The organism is Methylobacterium sp. E-066, assembly GCF_022829635.1.
Classification (GTDB): Bacteria; Pseudomonadota; Alphaproteobacteria; order Rhizobiales; family Beijerinckiaceae; genus Methylobacterium.
This window is the reverse complement of sequence record NZ_JAKSYO010000125.1, coordinates 41,397-58,943: the sequence shown is the minus strand read 5'-3', so window position 1 is coordinate 58,943 and position 17,547 is coordinate 41,397. Positions and strand designations below refer to the sequence as shown.

The following is a 17,547-nucleotide window of genomic DNA, read 5'->3' as shown; positions in this document are numbered from 1 at the left end:
GTCGGAACACCCCACGTCAAGTCGGGATGTGCGGCCGAACAAACGCCCCAAAGCTGAGATGTGGTAGTCAGCCTATCCCGGACCGAATCGCACCCATCAGGGGGAATGTCATGAAGTACCTTCTCGCGACGAGCCTCATCGTCGGGAGCCTCGCCACCCTCGCGCCGGCCGCCCAGGCCCGTGACGGGATCGGCGCCGGCGGCGCCGCTGCCCTCGGCGTGCTCGGCGGCCTCGCGGTCGGCGGCGCCATCGCGTCGTCCAACAACGGCTACTATCCCGGCCGCCCGGTCTATCGCGCCCCGCCGCCCGTCTACGTGGAGGAGGATTACGGTCCGGTCTGCCACTTCGAGCGCCGCCGCACCGTCGATCCCTACGGCGACGTCTACATCCGGCGCGTGCGCGTCTGCGAATAAGCGGCGTCAGAGGTCGCCTCGGCGGCGAGCGCCGGCTTCAGGCGCTCGGCACAGGCGATCCCCCCGAGCACGAGAGCCAGGGCGACCGCCTGAATCGCCCCGAACGGCTCGCCGACCAGCAGGACGGCGAGGATCGCGCCGAAGATCGGAACGAGATTGACGAACAGGCCGGCCCGGTTCGGGCCGATCAGTTCGACCCCGCGCATGAAGAACAGCTGCGCCAGTAGCGACGGCCCCAGGCCGACGAAGGCGACCATCGCCCAGCCCTCAGGCCCTGGCCAGACCGCATGACCGGTGGCCCACTCCACGGCGAGCGGCGGCAGCGACGTGACGAAAGCGGCGATCGCCATGGCGGCGAAGAACGCCAGGGCCGAGACTTTCGGGCGCGTCGGCAGAAAGATCGTGTAGCCCGCGTAGAGCAGGCAGGCCCCGAACACGAGCACGTCGCCGCGGTTGAAGTCGAGGCGGGTCAGCACCGTCCAGTCACCGTGGGTCGCCGCGATGCCGGCCCCGATCAGGGTCAGGACCACGCCGAGCATCTGCCCGAGGGTGACCGGCACCCGGTAGGCCAAGCGGTTGAGCACGATCACCAAGACCGGGATCGCCCCTTGGAACAGGGCCAGGTTGACCGCACCGGTATGGACGCCGGCGGCATAGAACAGACAGTTGAACGCGGTGTAGCCGAGGCCGCCCATCAGCAGGATGCGCAGCCAGTGCGGGCGCAGGAGCGGCCATTCCGCCGCGAGTTTTCGGCCAGCGAATGGCGCGAGCACCGTGCAGGCCACAGCCCAGCGCAACGTGGTGATCACCTGCGGCGAGATATGGCCCGGCGCCCAACGGCTGGTGACGGCGTTCCCCGCCCAGAGCAGCGCCGTGAGGGTGAGGAGCAGATAGGCCGGCGCGACCGAGGAAACCCGGGTCGCGCGCACGGGCCTCAACGGCGGCGGAACTGACCGCCCCGCACCTGCGGACGCGGACCCGCGGAGCGCTCGTCCTTGTGCCGGAACACGAGGCGGCCCTTCTCAAGATCGTAGGGCGACATCTCGACCGTGACCCGGTCGCCGGCCAGCGTCTTGATGCGGTTCTTCTTCATCTTGCCGGCCGTGTAGGCCACGATCTCGTGGCCCTGGTCGAGCTGCACGCGGTAGCGCGCGTCCGGCAGGATCTCGATCACGAGACCGTCGAACTGCATCAATTCTTCTTTCGCCATGCACCTTCTCCAGTCGGACCGTCCGGCAGCAGGCGTTCCGGCAAAACTTCTACGGCTGTCATCAAGCTCGGGAAACGCCGCAGGGCGCGGATCCGATCCGACGGACGGTCCGCGCCTGATGAGCGACGCCGCCCGCATTTAGTCGTCGCACGATCCCGCTGCAAGTCACGCTGCGCGCATCACACGGGATATCAGGCCCTGAATGACGCGCGCGGGCCCTGATTTGACGCCAACTTTCGCGAGAGCACGGCCATCTTCGGGAGGACATTCAGCAAAGAGTCCTGAATGACGGATTGAGTCGGCTCGGTTTCACGGCCCGGAGATGTCGTTGCCGGCGTAATCGAGGCGCCCGTCGGGTGTGCGGCGCCAGACCCGCACCGTGACGGCGCCGGGCGCCCGGTCGCCGCGCTCGTCGAAGCCGACCAGCCCGAGGATCGTGCGCACCGGCTGGGTGCCGTGCAGCGCCTCGGCCACCTTGCGGCCGTCCGGGATGCGCCCGGCCTTCGGATCCGCCGCGCGGGCGCGCTCCAGCGCCTGGGCCAGAATCTCCACCGCCGCGTAGCCCGAGGCCGCCACGCTCTCGGCCTCGGCACTGCGCGCCGGTGCCTTGCCGCCCTTCGGCTCGGGCAGGCGCGGCGGATCGGGCGGCAGGGTCATCACGGTCCCCTCCCCGGCCGGACCGGCGATGGCCGCGAAGGCGGGATCGAGGATGCCGTCGCTCGCCACCAGCGGGGCGGCGATGCCGGCCTCGCGCAGGGCGCGGACGAGCGTGGCGGCCTCCGGGGCGAGGCCGCCGAAATACACCGCCTCCACTCGGGCCGCCTTCAGCCGTCCGAGGAGATCGGAGAGGTCGCGGGTGCCGCGCGGAAAGCCGTCGAACAACACCTCCGGGGTGCCGGCCTCCTTGAATTGCGCCGCCACTGCCTCGGCGAGGCCGCGCCCGTAGGTCGAGCGGTCGTTGAGGATGGCGACCCGCCGCCCGGCGAACGCCTTGGCCAGATAGCTCCCCGCCGCCCGCCCCTGCTGGGCATCGCTCGGAGCCAGCCGGAACAGGGTCCCGAAGCCGCGGCCGGTCAGGGGCGCGTAGGTGGCGCCCGGCGCGATCATCACGGCGCCGGCCTCTTCGTAGACGGGCGCCGCCGCGGCGACCGCCCCGGATTCGAACGGTCCGATCACGAAGCGCACGCCGTCGGCCGTGAATTTCTTTGCCGTGGCGACGGCCTGCCTGGCCTCGCCGGCATCGTCCACCGGCACGAGGGCGAATTTCGGCCGCCCGCCGCCGGCCCGGTTGAGATCGGCCACCGCCTGCTCGGCGCCTTGACGAAGCCCCGGCCCGTAGGCGGCATCCGGCCCCGAGAGCGGCGCCGACAGGCCGATCCGCACCGGCGCCTGCGCGGCGGCCGGTGCCGCGAACAGGAGGCCGGCAACGATCGGGGCGAGACTGTGCTTCATCCGCACACGTTAGGGTCGGTCGGGCCGGGCGGAAAGCGCGCATCGGCGTCTTCGCGGACGCGGCCGCGGTTTCAGAACCCGTTGATCGTTGAGCGGATCGGGATGCTGCCGCGCGCGGAAGCGCTGGCGGGCGGACGCGATGTGGGAAATAAGGGCGTCGGCCGGCCCGCGACTTTGGACAGAACCGCCCGCTCGCGCCGCATCGAAGACCCTCTGGGACGATTGACGATCATGACCTCGCTGTTCGCCGGCATCCAGGACGCGCCGCTCGACCCGATCATGCGCCTGTTCGAGGCCTTCAACGCCGACACGAGCACGAAAAAGCTCAACCTCGTGGTCGGCGTCTACACGGATGCCGACGGCAAGGTGCCGCGCCTGCGCGCCGTGCAGACCGCCGAGAAGCGCTGGATCGAGAAGGGCCTGCCGAAGACCTACCGGCCGATCGAGGGCACCAAGCCGTTCCGCGACGCGGTTCAGGCCCTGCTGTTCGGCGAGGGCGCCCCGATCCTCAAGCAGAACCGCACCGCGACGCTCCAGAGCATCGGCGGCACCGGCGCGCTCAAGACCGGCGCGGACGTGCTCGCCCGGCTGAAGCCCGGCGCCACCGTGGCGGTGAGCAACCCGAGCTGGGAGAACCACAAGGCGCTGTTCACCCAGGCCGGCTTCACGGTCGTCGACTATCCGTATTTCTCGGCCGAGACCGGCTGTGCCGATTACCCGGCGATGCGCGCCTATCTGCAAGAGCTGCCGAAGGGCTCGATCGTGGTGCTGCACGCCTGCTGCCACAATCCGACCGGCGCCGACCTGACGCCCGACGAGTGGCGCGACCTCGCGCCCCTGCTGGCCGAGCGCGGCCTGATCCCGTTCCTCGACATCGCCTACCAGGGTTTTGGCGACGGCCTCGACGCGGATGCCGCGCCGGTGCGGCTGTTCGCCGAAACGGGCCAGGAATTCCTGGTCGCCTCCTCGTTCTCGAAGTCGTTCTCGCTCTACGGCGAGCGCGTCGGCGCGCTGACGATCGTCGCCGAGACCTCGGCGATGAAGACCAAGGTCGAGTCCCTGGCCAAGCGTCTGGTGCGGGCGAGCTACTCGAACCCGCTGACCCATGGCGCCGCCATCGTCGAGATGGTGCTGACCGATCCGGAGCTGCGGGCCGACTGGGAGCGGGAATTGGCTGAGATGCGCGAGCGGATCCGCGCCATGCGGGTGCGCATGGCCGACAGCCTGCAGCAGCGCCATCCCGAACGCGGCTTCGACGCGATCAAGGCGCAGAAGGGCATGTTCTCCTACACGGGCCTGACCCCCGCGGAAGCCACGCGCCTGCGCGAGGAACACGAGGTCTACGCCCTGGAGACCGGCCGGATCTGCGTGGCGGCGGTCAACACCCACAACATCGACCACGTGGTCGATGCGATCGACGCCGTCGTGAAAGGCTGACCCGATGGCGGCCCTCAAGCGCGTCTGCCGGTTCAATCTCTGGATCAACCCGGTCTTCGACGCGCGGCTGAGGGCCGAACCCGACATCGACCTGCAGGTCGGCGACCTGCAGGGCCCGGCGGAAACGCTCGAAGCCCTGCTGGCGCAGGCTCACGTCTTCCACGTCTCCCCGGCCCGGGACGAGTTGCCCCGCCGCTGGCACGTGACCGACGAACTGCTGGCCGGCTGCCCGAACTTGCTCGCGGTCTCCTCGGGCGGGGCGGGCTTCGACACGGTGGACGCGGCCGCCTGCACCCGGGCCGGCATCGCCGTGGTCAACCAGGTCGGCGGCAATGCCCGCTCAGTGGCGGAGCTGGCGATCGGCCTGATGCTCGCTGTTTCCCGCAAGATCTGCGTCTCGGACCGGCTACTGCGGACCGCGCGCGGCTTCTCGCGGGAATCGCTGATGGGCCACGAGATCGGCGGCGCGACGCTGGGTCTCATCGGCATCGGCCATACCGGCCGGGAGGTCGCCAAGCTCGCCCGCGGCTTCGACATGCAGGTCCTGGCCTATGACCCGCTGCTCTCGGCCGACGAGATTCGGGCGCGGGGCGCCGAGCCGGTGGACCGGGCGCGGCTGCTTGCGGAGGCCGACATCGTCTCCCTGCACTGCCCGCTCGACGACACGACCCGCGGCAGCTTCGACGCCAAAACCTTCGCGGCGATGAAGCCCGGCGCGCTGTTCATCACCACGGCGCGCGGCGGCGTGCACGACGAGGGGGCGCTCGCCGAAGCCCTGGCCTCCGGCCATCTCGCGGGGGCCGGCCTCGATGTCTGGGCGCCGGAACCGCCGCCCCTGGATTCGGCGCTGCTTACGCTCGACACTGTGGTGGCGACCTACCACACCGCCGGCGTCACCCATGAGGCGCGCCGCAACGTGGCGTCCTGGGGCGCCGAGCAGATCATCGGCCTCCTGCGGGGCGAGACCCCGCCGCGTCTCGTCAACCCGGAGGTCTGGCCGGCGGTGCTGGAGCGCCGGGCGCGGCTGCTCGGCACTGCGTAGCGGAGCCACATCCGCGAGACCCGTCTGAACCAGCCGGCAAGAATGTTGCCGGGCGGCAACAGGTCGAAGATGTCGTGGAGCAGCTTCGAGTCTTCGTAAGCTAATCCGCAGCCAGGTCGAAATCATTCCAAGTTTTGCGCCGCGCGAGCTTCGCTCGGCAAGCTTGACCCTACCGGTCCCACTCCACCATCTCGGCGGCCTCGATGTAGCGTGGCCTGAGAACGTGGCGAAAAATTCTTCTCAATCCGGATCGAATACTTCCTATTCGATACTCGCGGTTGCCGTCTTGGCCTTTTTTGTCGGACATGGCGCACTCCTGAACTGGGACTGCGCCTGGGCGAAACCTGCATCCGATCCGAATCAGGAAGTCATTCTGGAGGAGCTCTCCGTCACCGGCCAGGGTAGCGCCTCCCGGGCCCCGGAGGGCTACGCCCCGTCACGGAGCGTCAGCGCCACCCGCACCGACACGCCGCTGCGTGATGTCCCGCAGACGGTGGTGCCGGTGCCCCGGCAGGTGCTGGAAGACGCCGCCGCCACGCGGATCGACACCGCCCTCGACCTGGCCGGCGTCGGCCGCTCCAACAATTTCGGTGGCCTGGGCCTGACCGAAGTCACGATCCGCGGCTTCTCCGTGTTCGATTACTATCGCAACGGCTTCCCGATCAATCGCGGCTACCCGAACACGCCCGATGTCGTGGCGATCGAGCGCATCGAGGTGCTCAAGGGGCCTTCCGCGTTCCTGTACGGCCGGGGCGATCCCGGCGGCACCTTCAACATCGTGACCAAGCAGCCCCTGGCCGAACGGTCGCTGGCGATCGGGACGCAATACGGCAGCTACGGCGCCAAGCGCAGCACCTTCGACGCCACCGGGGCGCTCGACGCGGACGGTCAGGTGCTCGCCCGCATCACCGGCGCGGTCGAGGACAACGGCAGTTTTCGCGACTTCGTCAGCGGCGACCGCTACCACGTCGCGCCCGTGATCGCGTGGAAGCCCAGCGCGGACACGACGGTCACCCTGGAAGGCGCCTTCGTCAGCACCGGCACGACCTTCGACCGCGATATCGTCCCCCTCCAGGGCCGGCTGCGCAACGTGCCGCGTTCCCGCTTCCTCAGTGAGCCCGGCCTGCCGCAGAGCGTGGTCCAGGATGCCCTCGGCCAGCTGCGGATCGAGCACCGGTTCGACCAGGATTGGGTGCTCACCGCCGGGGCCCAGGTGCTCGGCGGATCCCTGAAGAGCTGGGGCGTCGGCGCCGCCGCCAACGGCTTCCTGCCGGACGGCCGCACCCTGCGCCGGAACCTGGAATGGCGCGACCTGACCTGGTCCGACACCGATCTGCAGGTCAACCTGGCCGGCAAGTTCGACACCGGCTTCCTGCACCACACGCTGCTGCTCGGCCTCGAATACGACCGCTACCGCTACCGGGAGGTCTTCGACCGCTCGAACGCCGCGCCCTACCCGTTCCTGCTCGACCTGCTGGCGCCGCGCTACGGACAGGCGCTGCCGCGCAGCCTGCCCACCATCACCAACTTCCTGCAGCACACCGAGAGCTTCGCCGGCTACGTCCAGGACCAGATCGACATCACGCCTCAGCTGCACGCCCTGGTCGGGGTCCGGGTCGAGGATGTCGGCCAGGACTCGACATCCTATCTCACCAACCGCACCACCAACCTGCGCGGCACGGAGGCGCTGCCGCGCTTCGGCTTGGTCTACGACCTGTCCGACGCGGTCTCGGTCTACGGAAACTACGCGCGCTCGTTCAAGCCCAGCACCACATTGGACCGGCGCGGCCAGCCCCTCGCCTTCGAGGGCGGCGAGGGCTACGAGGCCGGCGTGAAGGTCGGCCTGCTCGACGGGCGCCTGAACGCCACCGCGGCCGTGTTCGACATCCGGCGCACCAACGTCCCGACCACGGACCCGCTCGATTCCGCCTTCAGCGTCGCCGCCGGCGTGGTGCAGAGCCGCGGCTTCGATCTCACCGTGGCGGGCGAGCTGGCGCCGGGCCTGCGGCTCATCGGCACCTACACCCATGTCGATGCGGCGGTGGCGCGGGACAACACGATCCCGGTCGGGACCCGGCTCGCCAACGTCCCGGCCAACAGCCTCGCCCTGCAGGCGGTCTACGAGATCCAGGGCGGCGCCCTGAAGGGGCTCGGCTTCGGGGGCGGGCTGAACGTCGTCGGCCAACGTGCCGCCGGGACGGCCCTGTCGACCTTCACGATGCCCGCCTACACGGTGGTGAACCTGATCTCGTATTATCAGATCACACCGGATGTCCGGGTCTACCTCAACGTCGATAATTTGCTCGACGAGACCTACTACGACCGCGCCTTCCAGAACCGCTACGCCACCCCGGGCCAGCCGCGCACCATCCTGGGCGGCGTCGCGGCGCGATTCTGAGGGCCGCCAGCCCTATGCCGAGGCCGCCCGCATCCAGGCGAGGCCGGCCTCGGTGCCGGCGGCCGGGTGATATTCGCAGCCGATGAAGCCGGCATAGCCCACCGCCTCCAGGGCCTCGACAATCGGGTCGAACGCGATCGTGCCGGTGCCGGGCTCGTGCCGGCCCGGATTGTCGGCGATCTGAACATGGGCGATCAGGGGCGCGTGCGCCCGGATCAGCGCCGCCGGGTCGTGGCCGAGGCAGACGCAGTGATAGGCGTCGAACAGCAGCTTGACGTTGTCCCGGCCGATCGCCCGGATCGCCTCCACGGCCTTGAGCGGGTCGTCGATCACGTAATCGGCGATGGAACCCGGGCCGATCGGCTCGACGATCACGGTCATGCCGCGGGCCTTGGCGGCGTCGGCCGCGAAGGCGAGGTTGTCGAGATAGGTCTCCCAGAGCCGCGCGGGCTCGGCCCCGGCTGGGCGGACGCCGGCCATCGGATGGACCATGCGGCAGCCGAGCTGCTCCACGTAATCCAGAGTCGGCTCGATGGTGGAGCGGTAATAGGCGACCTTGTCCGGCAGGGCGGCAAAGCCCTTCTCGCCCTTGGAGGCGTCGCCCGCCGGAAAGCCGGTCTGGACCAGGGGCACGCCGGCCCGTTCGAGCCAGCCCGCGACCTCTGCCGCCGGCGTCGCGAACAGGTTCGGATGCTCCACGGCCCGGAACCCGGCCTTGGCCGCGGCGGCGAACCGCTCGGGCAGGGGCAGCTCCGTGAACAGGAAGCCGCAATGGCCGCTCAGGCGGTCGGAGAAGGCACCGAGCTTCATGGATCAGACCCCCTCAGCCGTCTCGATCATGGCGCGCATCCGGTCCACCGCCGCATGGGGCGCGGTCAGGACCGGGATAGCGACGGCGGCGCGCACCGCCTCGGCCGCCCGGGAGGTGGAGAAATGCGCCAGCATGATCGCGTCGCAATCGGCCAGTTCGGGCGCCCGCTCGGCGATGAGCCGGTTGTGGGTCTCGGCGTCGCCGGCACGCAGGCGCGCCATGGCGTCGTCGACGAGGATCGTGCGCAGGGTCGCGGGCCGGCCAGACTGGCCGACGAACTCCTCGAACTCGTCGGTCATGGTGCCGATCGAGGGGCCGAAGGTCGCCAGCATGCCGATGCGCTGCCCTTGGGCAATGGCGGCGCGGAACATCGCCTCGTTCGGCTTGAGCACCGGCACCGGCACGGTCTCGATCAGCCGGTCGATGGCCGGCCCGAAGGCCGAGCAGGTGATCAGGATGCCGTCGGCGCCCATGTCGTGGCCGTAGCGCCCGAACCGGACGAATCGGTCGATCATGCCCTCGGAGATTTCGCCCGGCTCCTTGGCCCGGTCGAGGGACAGACCGTCATCCAGCAGATTGACCATCTCGGCCTCGGGCCAGCGCTCGGCGAAGGCCGATTGGATCGGAGCCATCGCGACCGGCGTCGCGTGCAGGAGGACGATGCGGGGGGCCATGCTGTCTCCCGGGATGTGGCGCGGTTCGACGTCCGGTCGCCGTTCAGCGTCTTGTAAGCGATTTCAAAGCGGTGGCAAGATATCGCCGATCCGCTTCGGTCACGGGCCTATCTTCGCGGCGGCGCCGTGCTGGCGCGCAGGATCAGCTCGGCGTCGATCTGGGTGAGCCGCACCACCGGCCGACCCTGCATCCGGGCGATGAGATGGTCGCCGGCGGCGTGGCCGATCTCGGCGGAATGGATCCGGATCGTGGTCAGCGCCGGATCGAGGAAAGGTGCGAAGTCGGAATCGTTGTGGCCGATCACCGAGAGGTCCCCGGGCACGTCGAGCCCCCGGGCCCGGGCCTCGATCATGGCGCCGAACGCGATCTGATCGGTGCCGCAGATGATCGCGGTGGGCGGCGGGCCGCCGGCCAGCATCTGGCGGAAGCCGTCGCGGCCGCCGCCGATGCCGTAGGAGATCTCGATGTCGTGCTCGGGGGCGAGCGTCAGGCCGCGCGCCGCCAGCGCCTGGGCGATGCCGGTGACGCGGGCGCCGCCGCGGTCGTTGTCCTTGCGCAGACCGGAGATCACCCCGATGCGGCGATGGCCGAGATCGATCAGGTAATTCGCCGCCCGGGCCGCGGAGGCGGCGTTGTCGAAGCCGACGCAGGGGCGCTCCCGCGAGAGGCTGAAGGTCTGCACCATCGGGATGCCGTGCCGGGCGATGCGGGTATGGAGATCCGGATGGTGAATGTCGCCGACCAGCATCAACCCGTCGACGCCGCGCTCCAGCAGGAAAGTCGCCTCGCGCAGCTCGTCCTCGAGGTCGTAGCCGGCATTGGCCGCGACCAGGGTGTAGCCCGCCTGGCGCAGCCGCTCCTGAAAGCTCGACAGGACGCGCACGAACGCCTCGTTCTCGATGTTGGGCACCACCGCGCCCACCGCCATGAACCGGCGGGTCGAGAGCGCCCGGGCGGCGCCGTTGGCGACGAAGCCGAGATCCTGTGCGGCCCGCATCACGGCCTCGCGCTTGTCGGCACGGACCCCGGCCGAGCCGTTCAAGACCCGGGATACCGTCGCGGTGGAGACCCCGGCGCGATGGGCCACGTCCCGCGCCACCGGGCTGCGCGCGAGCGGTTCCAAAATCTCTCCCGGCAGGTCCAACACTGAAATTCGACTCTCCTGGCGAACCCCGCCCGCATCGCTGTGCGCGGCGCGGACCGGCAGTATATTGACACCGCCGGGCGAGGCTGACTATCTGAAAGCGCTTTCAGAAAGGTGTCCAGCCCGGGGGGATCCGGGCTCGGCGGAATTTAGGGAGGAACGGATGGCGACGTTCGACCAGCCGGCCTCCGGCCCGGAGGCGACGGAGCGTGACTCGGCCATTGTGGACCAGGCCGATGCCGAGGCGCCCGGCATCGCCGGCCCGCAGGCTCTCGTCACCAGTCTCAAGCGCAGCGACGCGGTCACGCCCTACCGGTTCCGCGATCTGCTGGCGCTCGACGATTTCGAGCGCCACGCCCGCCGGCTGCTGCCGCACATGATCTTCCAGTACGTGGCCGGCGGCGCCGAGACCGGGGCGGCGCTCGCCCATAGCCGCGGCGCCTATGCCGATTACGCGCTGGTGCCGCGTCTGATGCGCGACACCGCGGGGCGCGACACCGCCACCGAGCTGTTCGGCCACACCTACGCGGCGCCCTTCGGGATCGGGCCCCTCGGTGGGGCGGCGTTTATCGCCTATCGGGGCGACATCGTGCTCGCCGAGGCGGCGCGGCGGATGAACCTGCCGATGATCCTCAGCGCTTCGTCGCTGATCAAGCTGGAGGATGTCTACGCCCAGAACCCGCAGGCCTGGTTCCAGGGCTATCTGCCCGGCGACCAGACCCGGATCGACCGCCTGCTGGGCCGGGTCGCGGCCACCGGCTACCGGACCTTCGTGGTGACCGCCGACACCCCGACACTCGGCAACCGCGAGCACAACACCCGCAGCGGCTTCTCGATGCCGATCAAGGTCACGCCCAAGGTCGCGTGGCAGAGTGCGACCCACCCGCGCTGGCTGCTGGGCACCGTCGCCCGGACCTTCCTCAAGCACGGCGCCCCGCATTTCGAGAACACTGAGGCCGAGCGCGGCCCGCCGATGATGTCGCAAGGCGCGGTGCGCAACACCATCGCCCGGGACCAGCTCTCGTGGAAGAACCTGGAGGCGATCCGCAAGCGCTGGTCCGGCAACCTGGTGGTGAAGGGTCTTCTCGCCCCGGAGGATGTCGAGATCGCGAAAGGCTGCGGCGCCGACGGCGTCATCCTGTCGACCCATGGCGGCCGCCAGCTCGACCACGCCATCGCGCCCCTCGACGTGCTGCCGGAGATCGCCGCCAAGAAAGGCAGCCTGAAGATCATCGTCGACAGCGGCATCCGCCGCGGCACCGACGTGATGAAGGCGCTGGCGCTCGGCGCCGACTTCGTCCTGCTCGGCCGGCCGTTCATGTTCGGCGCCGCGCTCGGCGGGGCGGCGGGCGTCGAGCACGCCATGCGGATCCTCAAGGAGGAGCTCAACCGCGACATGGCGCTGATCGGGGTCAACCGCCTGTCCGAGCTCAACCCGGATTTCCTGCGCCGCGTCCCGCGGCGGAGCTGACCCGGAGACCGGCATGACCGACGACGCGCCCCACCCGCCCCTCGGCCTCGCCTTCGTCGGCTGCTTCACCACCGCGCGCCGCCGGGCGCGGGGCCGGGGCATCGACATCTACCGCGTCGGGGCCGGGCTCGACGACTGGACCCATCTCGGCCGGGTCGACGGGCTGGAGAACCCGTCCTTCCTGGTCGCCGATCCGGCCCGCTCGGTGCTCTACACCGTCCAGGGCGACGGCACGTCGGCCACCGCCTTCGCGGCCGCGCCCGACGGCACCCTGCGGAGCCTCGGCAGCGCCGGGACCGGCGGCACCAACAGCGTCCACCAAGCGCTCGACCCGGGCGGGCGGTTCCTGATCGTCGCCAACTACGCCAGCGGCTCGGTCGCGCTGATGCCGCTGCGCCCCGATGGCGGGCTGGAACCGGCCGCGCAGGTCCTGCCGATGCCGGGCGAGCCAGGCCCTCACCGGACCGAGCAGGCGAGCGCCCATCCGCACCACGTCGTCCTCTCGCCGGACCGAGGCCACGTGCTCGTGCCCGACAAGGGTCTCGACCGGGTCTTCGTCCTGAAGTTCGACGGCGACCACCTTAAGATTGTCTCCGAGGCCGTGCTGCGTCCGGGCGCCGGCCCGCGCCACATCGCGTTCCACCCCGGCGGCGCCCTCGCCTTCCTCGTCAACGAGCTGGATTCCACCGTCGCGACCTGCCGTTGGGATGCGGGATCCGGGACGCTCACACCGCTGCACCTCGCCCCGACGCTGCCGCCGGACTTCTTCGGCGCCAGCACCGCGGCGGCGATCGTGGTCACGCCCTGCGGGCGCTTCGTCTATGCCTCGAATCGCGGCCAGGACGGGATCGCGCGCTTCCGGGTGGACGGCGCCCACCTTGAACCGGCCGGCTGGACGCCGTCGGGCGGCCGGGACCCGCGCTTCATGACGCTGACTCCGGACGGAGGCCACCTGCTGGTCGCCAACGAGCAGGGCGACAGCCTGGCCGCGTTCGCCATCGACCCGGGCAGCGGCGACCTCACGCCGACGGGCTCACGCCAGAGCCCGAGCCCCTGCACGATCGCGTTCCTATAAAAATACACAACAAAAACATGACGATCCCGGAGGAAGCCCCATGTTCGCCAAACGATACAGGTTCCTGATCGCGACGCTGCTCTTCATCGCCGGGATCATCAACTACATGGACCGCGCCGCGCTCGGCGTGGCAGCGCCCTTCGTCAAGCAGGACCTCAACCTGTCGCCCTCCGAGCTGGGGGTGATCTTCAGCACGTTCTTCTTCGGCTACGCCCTGTTCGCCTTCGTGGGCGGCCAGCTCGCCGACCGCTACGGCCCGCGCAGCGTCTACACCTGGGCGGCGACTGCCTGGTCGGTCCTGTGCATGCTCACCGGCGCGGTGACCGGCTTCGCCCAGATGTTCGTGGTCCGCGCCCTGTTCGGCTTCGCCGAGGGGCCGATGAACTCGACCACGAACCGGACCATAACCACGTGGTTTCCCCGCGAGGAGACGGCGCGGACCATCGGCTTCACCTTCTCGGGCCAGACCGTGGGCAGCGCCATCGCGGCGCCCGTCGTCGGCCTGCTGGCGATCCAGTACGGCTGGCGGGTGGCCTTCGTCGCCATCGGGGCCGTCGGCCTGCTCTGGGTGGTGGCGTGGCGAATGCTCATGACCGACCGGCCCCGGGACAATCCCCGGGTCTCCGCGGAGGAGATCGATCTCGTCGAGCGCAGCCGGGCCGTGTCCCACCTCGCGGCCTCCGACCACGAGCGGTCGTTGCGCGGCTACCTGTTCCTGCCGAGCACGCTGTCGCTCGGGCTCGGCATGTTCGCGGTGAACTACACGCTGTACATCTTCCTCTCCTGGCTCCCGAGCTACCTCACCGACGCCCTGCACATGCCGGTGCAGCAGATGGCGTTCGTGGCGTCGATCCCCTGGGCCTGCGGCTTCGTCGGCTATGTCGGCGGCGGCATCGTCGCCGACCTGCTGTACAAGCGCATGGACGACAAGCTGGCGGCGCGGAAGATCACCACGATCGTGCCGCTCGCCATCGCGGGCGTCGCGCTGATCACCGTCAACGCCGCGCCGAACGCCGCGGTGGCGGTCTCGCTGATCGCGCTGGCGGTGCTGATGCTGACGAGCTCGGTGCAATCCTGCTGGGCCACCATCCACGAGCTGGTGCCGGAGGCGCGGGTCGGTGGCGTCAGCGGCTTCATCCACCTGCTGAGCAACATTTCGGGCATTATCGGGCCGACCGCCACGGGATTCGCCGTGCAGTATCTCGGCGGCTACGCCAGCGCCTTCGTCATCGCCGCCGTGATCGCGGCCGCCGGCGTCATCGCGATGGCGATCTTCGTCAGGCGCCCGCACAGCCCGCAGGCGGCCCCGCCCCTCAACGCGGTGAAAACCGCCTGATCCAGGAGCGAATCCGATGAGCCAACCCACCGACACGATCCCGCAAAAACCCGTCCTGCTCACCGGGGCCTCCGGCGCCCTCGGGCGGGTGCTGACGAAGGCGCTGGGTGCGCAGGGCTGGGCGCTGCGCCTGACCGACCGGGTGCCCTTCCCCGATCCGCTGCCCGAGGGCGCGCGCTTCCAGCTTGCCGACCTGGAGGACGGCCCGGCGATCCTGCGGCTGGCGGAGGGCTGCGGCACGATCCTGCATTTCGGCGGGATCTCGGTGGAGCACCCGTTCGAGACCGTGATCGGCCCGAACATCCGCGGGCTCTACCACGCCTACGAGGCGGCCCGCCGCGAAGGCGCCCGGATGGTGTTCGCCTCCTCGAACCACGCGATCGGCTTCCACGAACGCAGCGAGGTGCTGGACGACGACTGCGCCCTCGCGCCCGACGGCTATTACGGCCTGTCCAAGGCCTATGGCGAGCTGATGGGCGGCCTGTACCGGGACAAGCACGGGGTCGAGAGCGTGTTCCTGCGTATCGGCTCCTGCTTCCCGGAGCCCATCGACGCCCGAATGCTGGCGACCTGGCTGTCCTACGCCGACCTGACCCGGCTGATCACCCGCGCCACCCTGGCCCCGAGCCTCGGGCCGAAGGGATCGGTGGTGATCTGGGGCGCCTCGAACAACAGCCGCATGACCTGGTGGCGCCGGGACGGCCGCGACGTAATCGGCTGGGCGCCGCAGGACAGCGCCGATTCCTACGAGCTGGCGCTCGAATCCAAGACCAGCGGCAACCCGGTGATCGAGCGCTACCAGGGCGGCGGCTTCACCGCCCTCGACTATTCCCGTGCCGAGCCGCCGGCCCGGTGAGCACAGAACCCGAGACGATGGGAACCGGCATGGCGGACGACCAGCGAGCGACGCGGCTGAAATGCGCCCTGGTGGTGCGGGGCGCCTTCGACGCCCATGTCGTCCCCGCCTTCGAGGCGGCGGGCGGCAAGGCGGCGATCGACTGGGCGCCCACCGCGGTGATCATGAAAGCGCTGGAGGCCGGCGAGACCGCCGACGCGGTGTTCGTGCTCTCCGACGCCATGGACCGGCTGATCGCCGCCGGAAAGGTCGAGCCGGAGAGCCGGGTCGACGCGGTGCGCTCCCGCTACGGCATCGCCGTGAAGGCCGGGGCGGCGCATCCGGATATCGGCAGCGTCGAGGCGCTCAAGCGCACGCTCGTCGAGGCGCGCTCCGTCGCCTATTCGCGCACCGGCGCCAGCGGCATCTACTTCGCCGGACTGCTGCCGCGGCTCGGTTTGGCCGATGCGGTGAACGCCCGGGCGACGATCATCCCGCAGGGTTTTACGGCGGAGAAGCTGGTGTCGGGCGAGGCCGATATCGCGGTCCAGCAGATCAGCGAGCTGATGGTCGTGCCGGGCATCGCGGTGGTCGGGCCGTTCCCGGAGCCAGTGCAGGAGGTCACGACCTTCTCGGCCGCGATCCTGCGCGGCGCCACCGACCGGGACGGCGCCCTGCGCTTCCTCGCCGGGCTGACCACGCCGGAGGCGGCGGAGGCCTACCGCGCCAGCGGTCTTGAGCCGGCTTTCTAAAAAGGGCGCGAGACGCCTCCACCGTCATTGCGAGCGCAGCGAAGCAAACCCGGGACACGCATCGTTCGGGGATCGCGCGCTGCACCGGGTCGCCCCGCTGGCAATGACGGCCAGAAAAAACAACCCAAAAAACAACGAGGACACCATGATCGCCAGCGAACAGGACCGGATCGTCCGGCAGGTGTTCTTCAGGCTGATGCCGCTGCTCTTCGTCGGCTACGTCATGGCCTATATCGACCGGATCAACGTCGGTTTCGCCGCCCTGCGGATGAATGCGGATCTCGGGATCGGCCCGGCCGTGTTCGGGCTCGGCGCCGGGATCTTCTTCATCGGCTATTTCATCTTCGAGGTGCCGAGCAACCTGATCCTGGAGAAGGTCGGCGCCCGGCGCTGGATCGCCCGGATCATGATCACCTGGGGCCTGCTCTCGGCCGCCATGATGTTCGTCCAGGGCGCGACCAGCTTCCTGATCCTGCGCTTTCTGCTCGGTGCGGCCGAGGCCGGGTTCTACCCGGGGGTGATCCTGTACCTGACCTACTGGTTCCCCAAGGCGTATCGCGCCCGCATCTTCGGCGCCTTCGCGGTGGGCATCCCGGTCTCGCTCGCGATCGGCGCCCCGCTCTCGACCACGATCATGCAGCTCGACGGCACCTTGGGCCTCAAGGGCTGGCAATGGCTGTTCCTGCTGGAGGGGATTCCGACCACCCTCTTCGGCTTCGTGTTCCTGGCGCTGATCCCGGACCGGCCCAAGGACGCCCTCTGGCTCGCCCCGGCCGACCGCACCGCCCTGCAGACCCTGATCGATTCCGAGCAGAGCAGCGTCGCCGGCGCCCACGGGACCAGCTTGCGGGCGGCCCTCTCGGATCCGCGGCTGATCGCCCTGTCGTTCATCTACTTCGCCAACACCGGCGCCAATCTCGGCCTGGCGTTCTTCCTGCCGCAGATCCTGAAGAGCACCGGCCTGTCGGACATGCAGACCGGCCTGATGACCGCCGTGCCCTACGTCTTCGGCGTGGTCGGCGGCCTCACGGTCGGCTGGATCTCCGATCGCTACGACGACCGCCGGATCACCCTGGCGACCGCCCTCGGCCTCACCGCGACCGGGCTGGCGCTCGCGGGTCTCGCCACCGGCTCGCTCTGGGCCGTGGCGTTCATGGCGCTCGCCGCCGCCGGCCTCTACGGCGCCAAGGCGCCGTTCTGGGCGCTGCCCTCGGTGTTCCTGAGCGGGAGCGCGGCGGCGGGCGGGATCGCGCTGATCAACTGCATCGGCAATCTCGGCGGCTTCGTCGCCCCCTCGATGGTCGGCTGGATCCGCGAGACCACCGGCAGCTTCGAGGCCGGCCTGTACTTCCTGGCCGCGCTCGCGCTCTCGGCCGTGGTGGTGACGCTGCTGGTGGTCAATGCCCGCTTCGGCGACGCGCGGCGGCCGGCGGTCGTCGCGACCCTGCCGGCGGCGGCGCCGCGAACGTAACATCCGTACGCTGACGCCCTCGGCG

Annotated in this window: 16 protein-coding genes; 10 read left to right on the top strand and 6 right to left on the bottom strand. The window is 70.0% G+C overall.

Annotated elements, in window-relative coordinates; translation table 11 throughout:
• Window positions 1-110: 110 nt before the first annotated feature.
• Window positions 111-413 carry a hypothetical protein gene (locus MKL20_RS18255; protein WP_243968586.1) on the top strand — a complete coding sequence of 101 codons (303 nt, stop codon included), beginning with the start codon at window positions 111-113 and terminating at the stop codon, window positions 411-413.
• On the opposite strand, the gene MKL20_RS18250 is transcribed toward MKL20_RS18255, so the two are convergent.
• The 3 genes from MKL20_RS18250 to MKL20_RS18240 form a co-directional block, all read right to left on the bottom strand.
• On the bottom strand, window positions 383-1,351 hold the full coding sequence (locus tag MKL20_RS18250) for a DMT family transporter (protein ID WP_244037856.1): 969 nt from the start codon (window positions 1,349-1,351) through the stop codon (window positions 383-385). The genes MKL20_RS18255 and MKL20_RS18250 overlap by 31 nt on opposite strands.
• Window positions 1,348-1,623, bottom strand: a complete 276-nt coding sequence (gene infA / locus MKL20_RS18245; protein ID WP_007561169.1) for a translation initiation factor IF-1 — start codon at window positions 1,621-1,623, stop codon at window positions 1,348-1,350. Before infA ends, MKL20_RS18250 begins: the two co-directional genes overlap by 4 nt.
• Before the next feature lie 309 nt (window positions 1,624-1,932).
• Window positions 1,933-3,075, bottom strand: a complete 1,143-nt coding sequence (locus MKL20_RS18240; RefSeq protein ID WP_244037855.1) for a branched-chain amino acid ABC transporter substrate-binding protein — start codon at window positions 3,073-3,075, stop codon at window positions 1,933-1,935.
• 231 nt (window positions 3,076-3,306) lie between these two features.
• Here MKL20_RS18240 and MKL20_RS18235 point away from each other — a divergent pair, with 231 nt between their 5' ends.
• From MKL20_RS18235 to MKL20_RS18225, 3 genes are all read left to right on the top strand, one after another.
• The gene (locus MKL20_RS18235; protein WP_244037854.1) at window positions 3,307-4,512 is read left to right on the top strand and encodes an amino acid aminotransferase; all 1,206 of its coding nucleotides are present in this window, start codon (window positions 3,307-3,309) and stop codon (window positions 4,510-4,512) included.
• 4 nt (window positions 4,513-4,516) lie between these two features.
• Complete coding sequence (locus tag MKL20_RS18230; RefSeq protein WP_244037853.1) at window positions 4,517-5,554, top strand: hydroxyacid dehydrogenase; 1,038 nt, start codon at window positions 4,517-4,519, stop codon at window positions 5,552-5,554.
• 286 nt (window positions 5,555-5,840) lie between these two features.
• A complete protein-coding gene (locus MKL20_RS18225) occupies window positions 5,841-7,952 on the top strand; it encodes a TonB-dependent siderophore receptor (RefSeq protein ID WP_244037852.1) in 2,112 nt (703 codons plus the stop codon).
• 12 nt (window positions 7,953-7,964) lie between these two features.
• Here MKL20_RS18225 and MKL20_RS18220 read toward each other — a convergent pair whose 3' ends face one another.
• The 3 genes from MKL20_RS18220 to MKL20_RS18210 all read right to left on the bottom strand — a co-directional run bounded on the left by MKL20_RS18220 (window position 7,965) and on the right by MKL20_RS18210 (window position 10,561).
• A complete protein-coding gene (locus tag MKL20_RS18220) occupies window positions 7,965-8,762 on the bottom strand; it encodes a hydroxypyruvate isomerase family protein (RefSeq protein ID WP_244037851.1) in 798 nt (265 codons plus the stop codon).
• 3 nt (window positions 8,763-8,765) lie between these two features.
• Window positions 8,766-9,437: an aspartate/glutamate racemase family protein gene (locus MKL20_RS18215; protein WP_244037850.1), complete on the bottom strand. Its 672-nt coding sequence runs from the start codon at window positions 9,435-9,437 to the stop codon at window positions 8,766-8,768.
• Window positions 9,438-9,544: 107 nt separating this feature from the next.
• Complete coding sequence (locus MKL20_RS18210) at window positions 9,545-10,561, bottom strand: LacI family DNA-binding transcriptional regulator (RefSeq protein ID WP_244037849.1); 1,017 nt, start codon at window positions 10,559-10,561, stop codon at window positions 9,545-9,547.
• A gap of 184 nt (window positions 10,562-10,745) precedes the next feature.
• Here MKL20_RS18210 and MKL20_RS18205 point away from each other — a divergent pair, with 184 nt between their 5' ends.
• The 6 genes from MKL20_RS18205 to MKL20_RS18180 all read left to right on the top strand — a co-directional run bounded on the left by MKL20_RS18205 (window position 10,746) and on the right by MKL20_RS18180 (window position 17,522).
• Window positions 10,746-12,053, top strand: a complete 1,308-nt coding sequence (locus tag MKL20_RS18205) for an alpha-hydroxy acid oxidase (protein ID WP_244037848.1) — start codon at window positions 10,746-10,748, stop codon at window positions 12,051-12,053.
• Window positions 12,054-12,066: 13 nt separating this feature from the next.
• Entirely contained in the window at window positions 12,067-13,128 is a 1,062-nt protein-coding gene (locus tag MKL20_RS18200; RefSeq protein WP_244037847.1) for a lactonase family protein, read from the top strand.
• Between the two features lie 40 nt (window positions 13,129-13,168).
• Window positions 13,169-14,464: an MFS transporter gene (locus tag MKL20_RS18195; RefSeq protein ID WP_244037846.1), complete on the top strand. Its 1,296-nt coding sequence runs from the start codon at window positions 13,169-13,171 to the stop codon at window positions 14,462-14,464.
• Between the two features lie 16 nt (window positions 14,465-14,480).
• On the top strand, window positions 14,481-15,320 hold the full coding sequence (locus MKL20_RS18190; protein ID WP_244037845.1) for an NAD-dependent epimerase/dehydratase family protein: 840 nt from the start codon (window positions 14,481-14,483) through the stop codon (window positions 15,318-15,320).
• Window positions 15,321-15,349: 29 nt separating this feature from the next.
• On the top strand, window positions 15,350-16,051 hold the full coding sequence (locus MKL20_RS18185; RefSeq protein ID WP_409568167.1) for a molybdate ABC transporter substrate-binding protein: 702 nt from the start codon (window positions 15,350-15,352) through the stop codon (window positions 16,049-16,051).
• A gap of 145 nt (window positions 16,052-16,196) precedes the next feature.
• The gene (locus tag MKL20_RS18180; RefSeq protein ID WP_244037843.1) at window positions 16,197-17,522 is read left to right on the top strand and encodes an MFS transporter; all 1,326 of its coding nucleotides are present in this window, start codon (window positions 16,197-16,199) and stop codon (window positions 17,520-17,522) included.
• The last annotated feature ends 25 nt before the right edge of the window (window positions 17,523-17,547 follow it).